General features: G+C 71.0%; 8 protein-coding genes. 6 read left to right on the top strand and 2 right to left on the bottom strand.

All coding sequences use genetic code 11. The features are described 5' to 3' along the window. Together BGN95_RS18205 and BGN95_RS18200 are read left to right on the top strand one after the other, a co-directional pair. Positions 1 to 410: FecR family protein (locus tag BGN95_RS18205; protein WP_502688314.1), on the top strand; the 410-nt coding region annotated here is incomplete at its 5' end. 100 nt (positions 411 to 510) lie between these two features. Then, positions 511 to 2,913, top strand: a complete 2,403-nt coding sequence (locus BGN95_RS18200) for a TonB-dependent receptor (protein ID WP_286773561.1) — start codon at positions 511 to 513, stop codon at positions 2,911 to 2,913. A gap of 196 nt (positions 2,914 to 3,109) precedes the next feature. Here BGN95_RS18200 and BGN95_RS18195 read toward each other — a convergent pair whose 3' ends face one another. Beyond that, entirely contained in the window at positions 3,110 to 3,886 is a 777-nt protein-coding gene (locus BGN95_RS18195; RefSeq protein ID WP_265311698.1) for an AraC family transcriptional regulator, read from the bottom strand. Between the two features lie 93 nt (positions 3,887 to 3,979). Here BGN95_RS18195 and BGN95_RS18190 point away from each other — a divergent pair, with 93 nt between their 5' ends. From BGN95_RS18190 to BGN95_RS18175, 4 genes are all read left to right on the top strand, one after another. Next, positions 3,980 to 5,467 carry an efflux transporter outer membrane subunit gene (locus BGN95_RS18190; RefSeq protein ID WP_286773560.1) on the top strand — a complete coding sequence of 496 codons (1,488 nt, stop codon included), beginning with the start codon at positions 3,980 to 3,982 and terminating at the stop codon, positions 5,465 to 5,467. 7 nt (positions 5,468 to 5,474) lie between these two features. Further along, on the top strand, positions 5,475 to 6,584 hold the full coding sequence (locus BGN95_RS18185) for an HlyD family secretion protein (RefSeq protein WP_286773559.1): 1,110 nt from the start codon (positions 5,475 to 5,477) through the stop codon (positions 6,582 to 6,584). Further along, positions 6,581 to 8,161 (top strand): DHA2 family efflux MFS transporter permease subunit, encoded by a 1,581-nt coding sequence (locus BGN95_RS18180; protein WP_286773558.1) that lies wholly within the window; start codon positions 6,581 to 6,583, stop codon positions 8,159 to 8,161. The genes BGN95_RS18185 and BGN95_RS18180 overlap by 4 nt, the downstream gene beginning before the upstream one ends. 107 nt (positions 8,162 to 8,268) lie before the next feature. After that, complete coding sequence (locus BGN95_RS18175; RefSeq protein ID WP_179514419.1) at positions 8,269 to 9,129, top strand: DMT family transporter; 861 nt, start codon at positions 8,269 to 8,271, stop codon at positions 9,127 to 9,129. A 7-nt stretch (positions 9,130 to 9,136) separates the two neighbouring features. Here BGN95_RS18175 and BGN95_RS18170 read toward each other — a convergent pair whose 3' ends face one another. Continuing rightward, the gene (locus BGN95_RS18170; RefSeq protein ID WP_265311702.1) at positions 9,137 to 10,060 is read right to left on the bottom strand and encodes a tetratricopeptide repeat protein; all 924 of its coding nucleotides are present in this window, start codon (positions 10,058 to 10,060) and stop codon (positions 9,137 to 9,139) included. Positions 10,061 to 10,072 lie beyond the last annotated feature (12 nt).

Raw genomic sequence — 10,072 nt, 5'->3', positions numbered from 1 at the left:
TCGACGTGCTGAACGATGCCGGCGCCTTCGGCGTCACGGTGCGCCGCGGGCTCGTCGCGGTATCCGGCACGGGCGGCACCGCGGCGGCGCGGCTCCCCGCCGGCACCGCGCTGCTCCGCCCGCCGGGCGCGAGATCGGACACCGTCTCGCGCGCCAATCCCGACGACGCCTTCGCCTGGACCCACGGGCAGCTCGTCTACGCCGATCGACCGCTCGACGCGGTCGCGCGCGATCTGGCGCGCTACGGCGGCGGGACGGTCAGCGTCGACCCCGCGCTGCGTGACATCCGCGTCACCGGGGTGATCCGCATCGGCGATCCCGCGACGCTCGATCGCCAGCTGGAACAATTGCTCCCGATCCGGATCGAGCGGCACAACGGCCAGCGCGCGATCGTACCGGCACGCCATTAGCCCCCGGGCGGGCGCCGCGCGCTTTTCGGCTCGACCCGCGCAGAATGTCACGCCACCTGTCGCTATCCGCCTCACTTTTTTTGGGAATGAACGAATCCACGTGTCACGGCTTGTCGCGGGCCCCCTTCTCCTCGCTGCCGTTTCGGGCGTCGCGACGCCGGCCTGGGCTGCCGAGCGCGGCGGCGTCGCGCTGAACATTCCCGCGGGCCGGCTGGTCGACGCGATCGTCGCGATCGGGCGGCAGGGCGGGGTGAATGTCGCGACGACGGTCTCCGGGCTCGGCGCGATGCGCACCAAGGGCGTCAAGGGCCGGCTGACGATCGAGGCCGCATTCGCGCGGCTGCTCGCCGACACCGGGCTGGTCGCGGTGCGGATCGGGCCCGATGCGTTCAGGATCGAGCGCGCCGCGCCGCCGCGCCCGCGCCAGCCGCCGCCCGCCCCCAGCCGGCCCGTCCCCCCGCCGCTCGTATCGCCCTCGCTCCTCGCCGAGCCGGCGCCCGATGTCATCGTCACCGCGGGCAAGCAGCGCAGCCCGCTCGACCGCTATCCCGGCGCGGCCGCGGTGGTGTGGTTCGATACCCCCGCGCTGCGCAACGCCGGCGCGCGCGGCACCGCCGCGCTGGTCGACGAGCTGCCGGTGCTGACCTCGACCAGCCTCGGCCCCGGCCGCGAGAAGCTGTTTCTGCGCGGGATCGCCGACAGCAGCTTCTCGGGCTCCAGCCAGGCGACGGTGGGGCAATATCTCGGCGAGGTGCAGCTCAACTATAACGCCCCCGATCCCGATCTCAGCCTCTACGATATGGAGCGGGTCGAGATCCTCGAAGGCCCGCAGGGCACGCTTTACGGTGCGGGGTCGCTCGGCGGGGTGGCGCGGCTCATCCCGCATCAGCCCAAGCCCGGCGTCTGGGAAGGCAGCGTCCAGGCCGCGCTCGGCGCGACGTGGCACGGCGGGGTAGGCAGCGACGTCGCGGGGGTGCTCAACATCCCGCTGTGGCAGGGGGCGGCGGTGCGCCTGCTCGGTTATGGCAGCCGCTCGCCCGGCTATATCGACGACGTCCAGCGCGGGCTCAACGACGTCAACGACACGCGCAAGTTCGGCGCGCGCGGCGCGTTCCGGTTCGAGCCGGGGGATCATTGGTCGGTCGAGGTCGGCGGCGCCTTCCAGTCGATCCGCAACAACGACGCGCAATATACCGAGGCGACCGGCCGCCCGCTGTCGCGCGCCACCCCAATCGCCGAGCCGTCCGAAAGCCGCTTCTATCTCGCCCATATCACCGTCCGCAAATTGTGGGACGACGGCAAGGAACTGGTCAGCTCGGTCGCGCTGGTGCACAACCAACAGGCGACGATCTACGACGCGAGCAAGCCGACCGGGATTCCCGCCACCGCGGCTTATTCGCTCAACGACGCGCTGCTGCTGACGAGCGAGACGCGGCTCTCGCGGCTGCTGCCCGACGGGACCGGCTGGGTGGTGGGCGCGCATGTCACCGCGAGCGACGATCAGATGCTCTATCTGATCGGCGACGACGATACGCTGGCGTTCCTGCGCGGGGTGCGCAGCTATGTGCTCGATTCCGCCTTGTTCGGGCAGACCACCGTCGAGATCGCGCCGCGGCTGCAGCTCACGGTCGGCGGGCGGCTGTCGGCGATCCGGCTGCGCGGGTTTCAGATCCTGCCGACCCGCGACGAGCTCAAGCTCGATTTCGTGACCAACGATCGCGATACCGTCGTCTTCGCCCCCGGCGCGGCGATGACGTGGCGGGCGAACGACGCGTTTATCGGCTACATCCGCTACCAACGCGGCTACCGCGTCGGCGGCTATGCCGTGGTGCCGTTCGGCGAGGGGGGCAATGTGGGGGTGACCGCGTTCCGCCCCGATACGCTCGACGTGATCGAGGGGGGCGTGCGGTTCGGCACCCAGACCAGCAAGTTGACCGGCAGCATCGGCGTGTCGACCGCGCGGTGGCGCAACATCCAGGCCGATCTCACCGGCCCGGACGGCCCGTTCACCGCCAATGTCGGCGACGGGCATGTCAACGGGCTCGAGCTGACCGCGAACTGGCAGGCGCGCGCCGGCATCAATCTTTCCGGCAGCATGTTCCTCGCCGACAGCGACCTCGACCGGCCGGCGCGCGACACCGTGATGCGATGCCGGCAGAGTCTGCCCAACGTCCCCGCGGTCACCGCACGGATCGGCGCCGATTATCGCAAGGTCTTCCCTTCGGGGCGGACGCTGACGCTCGGCCTCGGCGCGCGCTACGTCGGTCGGTCCTGGGTCGGCGTGGGGCCGCGGCTCCGCGTGCCGCAGGGCAATTACGTCCAGACCAACGCGCTCGCCGAATATCGCTTCGGGCGCTACAAAGTGTTCGTCGACATGCGGAATCTGTTCGACAGCAAGGGCAACCGTTTTTCGGTCGGCAATTTGCTCCAGACCGGCAATCTCGGCCAGCGCACCCCGCTCGAGCCGCGCAGCGTGCGGATCGGCATCGCCGCCGGTTTCTGATCCCTCGATGCGCCGCCACTGTCGCATAAGTCCTTAATCTGTAAGGAATGCAGGTTGCATTCGCCTCATGTCGAAATCATCGTTGCGACGGCTTGACCGATAGCGCTTTTCCGGCGCTGGCCCCCCTCGGTCCTGCCGGTAAAGAGACCGGCCGGGTGGACCCTTCCCGGCCGGCTCATTACCGGGGTCTCGCCGATCAGTTCGCCCGCCGGCCACGATCGAAATAGGTGGTCGGGGATACCCCCAATGCGCGGCGGAACATCGCGGCAAAGGCGCTCGGGCTGTCATAGCCATGTTCGATCGCCACCTCGAGCACCGAGGCGCCCGCCGCCAGCCGCGGCAGGCTGAGCAGCAGCCGCATCCGCCGCAGCCACTCGCCGACGCTCATCCCCAGCTCGCGATGGAACATCCGCGCGAGCGTCCGCCCGCTGACGTGGCATTCCGCCCCGAGTTGCTCGAGCGTCGCGGGCGCCCCCGGATCCGCGATCAGCCGCGCGCACAGCCGCGCGAGCCGCGGATCGCGCGGCATCGGCACGTGCAGATGGAGGCGCGGCGCCGCCGCGATCTCGTCGAGGATCAGCGCCATCACCCGCGCGTCGCGGCCGTCCGGCGCATAATCGAGCGGGATCGACGTCGCCGCGACGATCGCCTCGCGCAGAAACGGCGAGACCTCCATCACCTCGCACCCGCGCGGCAGCCCGGCGCGCGCGTCGTCGCGCACGAACACCGTGCGCATACTGACATGACCGGCGATGCGGATCGCATGTTCCTCGTCGGGCGGCATCCACACCGCGCGACCGGGCGGCACCACCCAGCTTCCCACGCCGCTGCTCACCGTCATCACCCCTGAGACCGTGTGGATGAGCTGCGCGCGCGGATGGCGATGCGGCGCGATATAGTCGCCGTCGGGATGATCGCTCGCCAGCGCCGCCACCGGGCGCGGCGCGCGCTCGCAATCTTCATAGCTGCGCATTTTGTCCATCTTGCGACGATGATTGTCATTCCTGAGCGAGAAGGACAAGCGATCGCGCTCTAAGGCTCACGGCCCCGCCAGCCAGGAAGCGCCGTGAACCGATCGTTCCGCACCCTTTGTCCGCCCCTTCTCGCCGCCTCGGCGCTCGCCGGCTGCGCCGCGGCGCCGTCGCAGCCGCCCCGCCCGACGATCGCGGCGTCGCCGACGCTGACCGACGCGGCCGTGACGACCCGCGCGGCGACGGCGGCGCAATGGTGGAAATTGTTCGACGAACCGGCGCTCGACGCGCTGGTCGAGGAGGCTTTGACCAGCAATCGCGACCTGCGTGTCGCCGCCGCGCGGCTGTTGCAGGCGCGCGCAAGCCTGAGCGAAGCGCGCGGCGCGCGGATACCGGCGAGCAATGTGTCGGCCGACGCCGGCGCGGGCAGCAAGCTGGAGGACCAGATCGCCGCGGTCGCGGCGGGAAGCGATCATATCCGAACCGGATCGCGCTTCGGGCTCGGCGCCGAGGTCAGCTGGGAAGTCGATCTGTTCGGGCGGATCGGCGCGACGATCGGCGCCGCGCGCGCCGATATGCACGCGACCGCCGCGACGCAGGACGGGGTGCGCGTCGCGATCGCGGCGGGCGTGGCGGAAAGCTGGGTGACGGCCTGCGGCGTCGCGCGCCAGGCCGATATCGCACGCCGGTCGCTCGCGCTCGCGCGGCGGGACCGCGATCTCGCCGAGCGGCTGCGCGCGGCGGGTCTCGGCACCCCCGCCGACGTGCTGCAGGCCGAGGCGCTCGCCGCGCAGGCCGAGGCGGCGCTTCCCCCGCTGGACGACGCGCGCCACCGCGCGCTGACCGATCTCGCGGTGCTCACCGGGCATGTGCCGACCGAGCTGCCGGCCGCCGCCGCCGAGTGTCGCGCGATCCCCCGGCTCACCGCGCCGATCCCGGTCGGCGACCCGGCCGCACTGCTGCGGCGGCGCCCCGATCTGCGCGCCGCCGAACAGGCGCTGGCCGCGAGCACCGCGCGGATTGGGATCGCGGTCGCCGATCTCTATCCGCGCATTTCGCTCGGCGCGATGGCGGGTTCCTCCTCCCCTTCGGTCGAGGGGCTCGGCGCGCGGCAGAATTTCGTCTGGCGCGCGGGGCCGCTGCTGTCGTGGAGCTTTCCCAATCTGAGCGCCGCCCGCGCGCGGATCCGCCGCGCGCGCGCCGGCGAGGTCGCCGCGCTGGCGGCGTTCGACGCCGCGATCCTCACCGCGCTCAAGGAGGTGAACCAGGCCGCCGCCGGCTATGCCGCTCTGCTCGATCGCACCGCACGGCTGCGCATCGCCGCCGATCGCACCGCGCGCGCCGCGATGCTCGTCCGCGCGCGGCGCAAGGCAGGGAGCGCCACCGCGCTCGAGGTGCTCGACGCCGACCGTTCGGAGATCGCCGCGCAGGCGACGCTGGCCGAGGCCGATACGCAGGTCGCGGTCGCGCAGGTCGTGTTGTTCAAGACGCTGGGCGGCGGCTGGGAACAGGCCCCCGCCGTCACCCTGCCCCGCCCCGAAAGACCTAGCAGCGCCGCCGCCGCGGTGCCCCCTGCCGAGTAATCCCGCCATGACCGCTACCCTTGTTTCCGACACCCGATCCCCGCGCGCGCGACGCCGGATGCTGCTCGCGGGCGGCGCATTGCTGCTGCTCGCCGCGGCCGGGTTCGCGCTTCGCTGGTGGACCAGCGGGCGCTTCATGATCGAGACCGACAATGCCTATGTCCGGGCCGATGTCGTCGCGATCGCGCCGCGCGTCGCGGGCACGATCGTCGCCGTGGCGGTCGCCGACAACCAGCGGGTGCGCGCGGGCGACCTGCTCGCGCGGATCGACGATCGCGACTATCGCATCCGGGTCGCCGACGCCGAGGGCGCGGTCGCGGCGGCGCGCGCCGATCTCGCCGCGGCGGCCGCACGCGTCGCCAATCTCGATGCGCGATCGGCGCAGCAGCGCAGCGCGATCGCGCAGGATGCGGCGGCGGTGTCGGCGCGCGCGGCGGACGCCGACCTCGCGACGCTCGCCTATCGCCGCCAGGCCGATCTCGCGCGCCAGCAGATCACCAGCGACCAGATGCTCGAAACCGCCGCGGCCGATGCGCACCGGACGCGCGCGGGCCTGACCGAGGCGCGCGCCAAGCTCGCCACGTCGCGCGACGCGCTGCCCGTGCTGGCGAGTGAACGGCGCGGCGCCACCGCCGATCTCGACAAGGCACAAGCCGCGCTGCGCCGCGCCGAGGCCGCGCTCGCCGCCGCGCGGCTCGATCTCGATCGCACCGCGATCCGCGCGCCGATCGCCGGACTCGTCGGGCAGCGCAGCGTGCGCGCCGGCCAATATGCCGATGTGGGCACCCCGCTGATGGCATTGGTGCCGGGCACCTCTTACGTCGTCGCCAATTACAAGGAGACCCAGATCGCGCGCGTCCGCCCCGGCCAGCCGGTCCGGATCGTCGTCGATGCGTTCGGCGGCGCAGAGATCGCCGGGCATGTCGACAGTTTCGCCCCCGCCTCGGGCGCGCAATTCGCCTTGCTGCCGCCCGACAATGCCACCGGCAATTTCACCAAGATCGTCCAGCGCATGCCGCTGCGCATCCGCGTCGATCCCGGCCAGCCGCAAGCGAGCGCGCTGCGCCCCGGCATGTCGGTCGAGGCGATCGTCGACACGCGCGGTGCGCGCCGATGACCGCGCAGGCGGCGGCCGGGGCCGACCCCGATCACGTCTCGCTCCGCGCCTGGGTCGCGGTGCTGGGGGGCGTGGTCGGCTGTTTCATGGCCGGGATGAACGTCCATGTCACCAATGCCTCGCTGCCCGATGTCCGCGGGTCGCTCGGCGCGTCGTTCGAGGAAGGATCGTGGATCACCACCGCCTATCTGGTGGCGGAGATCATCATCATCCCGATGACCGGCTGGCTGGTATCGGTCTTTTCCACTCGGCGCGTGCTGATGGTCGGCACCGGCGGGTTCGTGCTCTTCTCGATCGCCTGCTCGCTCGCCCCCGATATCAACACGATGATCGTCGCGCGCGCGCTGCAGGGGGCGTTCGGCGGGGTGCTGATCCCCTTGTCGTTCCAGATCATCGTCACCGAATTGCCGCCGTCGAAACACCCGTTCGGGATGGCGCTGTTCGCGGTCGCCAACAATGTCGCGCAGGCCGCCGGCCCGTCGCTCGGCGGCTGGCTGACCGACGCCTATAGCTGGCGCTGGATCTTCTATCTCCAGGTGCCGCCCGGGCTGTTGCTGCTCGCCGCGATCGGCTGGGCGACCCCGCGCAGCCCCTTGTCGCTCGACAAATTGCGCGGCGGCGACTGGGGCGGGATCGTCGCAATGGCGGTCGGGCTTTCGGCGTTGCAGATCGTGCTCGAGGAGGGCGGGCGCAAGGATTGGTTCGCCTCCGGCTATATCGTCGCGATGAGCGCGGTCGCGGCGCTGTTCCTGATCGCCTTCACCGCGATCGAGCTGCGCCGCCGCGACCCGCTGATCAACCTGAGGCTGCTCGCGCGCTACAATTTCGGGCTCGCCAGCCTGATGCAATTCACCTTCGGCGCGATCGTCTTCGGGGTGGTCTTTCTGGTGCCCAATTATTTCGCCGAGGCGCACGGCTATAGCGCCGCGCAGATCGGCGTGACGATGATCCCCTACGGGCTGATCCAGCTCGTCATGTCCTTCGCCACGCCGCGGCTGATGAAATGGACCAGCGTCAGGACGATCATCATCCTCGGTTTCGTCATCATGGCGGCGGGATGCATGATGAACATCCACCTCGACGGCGACGCCGCGGCCAACGTCATCGTCCCCTCGCTGGTGGTGCGCGGCATCGGCCAGTCGTTCATCGTCGTCGCGCTCGGGGTGATGGCGGTCGACGGACTGGAGAAATCGGAGGTCGGCTCGGCCTCCGGATTGTTCTCGACCGTCCGCAACGTCGGCGGTGCGATCGGCATCGCCGGGGCGGGGCAGTTCGTCGTCGAGCGCGAAAAGCTCCACGCCGCGCGGATCGGCGAGGCGGTGAGCCCCTATTCGCCCGAATTCCACGAACGCATGATCGCATTGGTCCGCAGCTTCGCACATCAGCAGATCGATCGCGTCAGCGCGCTTCACGCTTTCCAGACCGCGGGATTGCGCCAGCGCGCTTTGGGGCTGATCGACCGTATCGTCCACCACGAGGCGCTGCTGCTCGCCTATAGCGACGCCTTCCTCGTCGCAGGGGTGGCGATGCTGGCCTGCGCGAGCGGCGGCTTCCTCCTCAAGCGCAAGGCGGGATAGCGACCGTATCGGTCTATCGGCCAATACAGTCGGACGATTTCGTACCGATCTGTTCCTGTTTCCCGCCTCGCCGCCGCTTTATCCGCCGCCGACGAAAGCGAGGATCTATGGAAAGAACCACCGCCGGTTGGGGCAGCGGGCTGCTGGGCGTGATCATCTTCAGCGGGTCGCTGCCGGCGACGCGCGTCGCGGTGCTGGATTTCACGCCGTTGTTCGTCACCTCGGCGCGCGCGGTGATCGCCGCATTGCTCGGCGCGACCTTCCTCCTCGCGCTGCGCCAGCGCCGCCCGGCGCGCGGCGACCTGATCCCGCTCGCGATCGTCGCGATCGGGGTGGTCGTCGGCTTTCCGCTGCTCACCGGCGTCGCGCTCCGCCATATCACCGCGGCGCATTCGGTCGTCTTCGTCGGGCTGCTCCCGCTCGCCACCGCGATCTTCGCGGTGCTGCGCGGCGGCGAGCGGCCCAAACCCGCCTTCTGGATCTTCTCGATCGCGGGCGCCGCGGCGGTGACGGGGTTCGCGCTCTACAATGGCGGCGGCGGATCGCTGACCGGCGACCTGCTGATGGTCGCGGCGATCCTGTTGTGCGGACTCGGCTATGCCGAAGGCGCGACGCTCTCGCGGCGGCTCGGCGGGTGGCAGGTGATCAGCTGGGCGCTGCTCGTCTCGCTGCCGGTCATGGCGGTGATCGCGCTCGCCACCCTCCCCGCGCATTGGCACGGGATCGGCTGGCACGCCTATGCCGGGCTCGCCTATGTCTCGCTGTTCTCGATGATGCTCGGCTTCGTCTTCTGGTATCGCGGGCTCGCGCTCGGCGGGATCGCCGGGGTCGGCCAGCTCCAGCTGCTCCAGCCGTTCTTCGGGCTGCTGCTCGCCGGCGTGGTGCTCGGCGAGCCGGTGGCGTGGAGCATGATCGCCTCGACCGCGATCGTCATCCTGTGCGTCGCGGGCGCCAAACGCTTCACCTGACGCGCGATTATGCCCCCGGCACCCCCAGCGCCCGCGCCGCCTCGGCCAGCTGCGCCGATTGCGCGGGATTGGCGGCGCGCGCCGCGGCATAGGCCGCCTTGGCCTTGTCGCGCTCGCCCAGCGTCATCCGGCTGCGCATCAGCATGATCCAGCCGTCGACATTGCCGGGATTGGCATCGAGCTTCGCCTCAAGGCTCGCGACCATCCCCGCGACCATCGAATCCTGCTGATCCTTGGGCAGCCCCGCCGCCGCGCGCATCTGCGCCGGGGTCGGGCCGGGGATCGCCGCGCCAGCCGACACCGGGAGGTCCATCGCGTGCGGCGCGACCGGCTTCACCGCCGCCAGCCGCGCCGCGACATCGATATGGTTGATCCGCCCGACCTGCTCGATCGTGCGGCGCAGATCGGCCTCCCACGGCGCCCCCGGCGGGGTATCGGCGAGCAGCGCCAGCCAGTCACGGATCGCGCCCGCATGATCCTTGGCGAGATCCTTGCGTACCGCGAGGAAATAGCGCGCGCGCGGCTCCTTCGCGTCGATCGCGACCGCTTTGTCGAACGCCGCCGACGCCTCGGGCGGCATCGGGTCGTGCGCGCTCGCCATCACCACCGCCTCGCCCAGCGACGACCACAAGGTCGCATTGCCCGGCGCAAGGCTGGTCGCGCGGCGATAGGCATCGGCCGCCTCGCCATAACGCCCCGCCTCGAAATGGCTCCAGCCGAGCTTCTGCCACGCCTCGACATCGCCGGGGTTGGCGGCGACCCGCGCCTTGAGCTGGCGCAGCGCCTCCTCGGGATCCGCCGCGGCCGGGGTGGTGGCCGGAATCGCCTCGACCGGCGCAGGGCGGTTGCGCAGCGCATTATAGCCGATCGACCCGAGCGCCGCCCCGATCCCGCAGGCCAGCGCGACGCGCCCGAAGCTCCAGCCCGCCATCTCCCCGATCCC

The organism is Sphingomonas sp. 66-10 (assembly GCF_001897045.1).
GTDB lineage: Bacteria > Pseudomonadota > Alphaproteobacteria > Sphingomonadales > Sphingomonadaceae > Sphingomonas > Sphingomonas lycopersici.
This window is presented reverse-complemented; position numbering and strand designations above follow the sequence as displayed.

What these genes read in the sequence shown, in the direction of transcription:
- BGN95_RS18175 (WP_179514419.1), top strand. Translation starts at nt 8,269, where the DNA reads ATGGAAAGAACCACCGCCGGTTGGGGCAGCGGGCTGCTGGGCGTGATC.
- BGN95_RS18180 (WP_286773558.1), top strand. Translation starts at nt 6,581, where the DNA reads ATGACCGCGCAGGCGGCGGCCGGGGCCGACCCCGATCACGTCTCGCTC.
- BGN95_RS18170 (WP_265311702.1), bottom strand. Translation starts at nt 10,060, where the DNA reads ATGGCGGGCTGGAGCTTCGGGCGCGTCGCGCTGGCCTGCGGGATCGGG.
- BGN95_RS18195 (WP_265311698.1), bottom strand. Translation starts at nt 3,886, where the DNA reads ATGCGCAGCTATGAAGATTGCGAGCGCGCGCCGCGCCCGGTGGCGGCG.
- BGN95_RS18185 (WP_286773559.1), top strand. Translation starts at nt 5,475, where the DNA reads ATGACCGCTACCCTTGTTTCCGACACCCGATCCCCGCGCGCGCGACGC.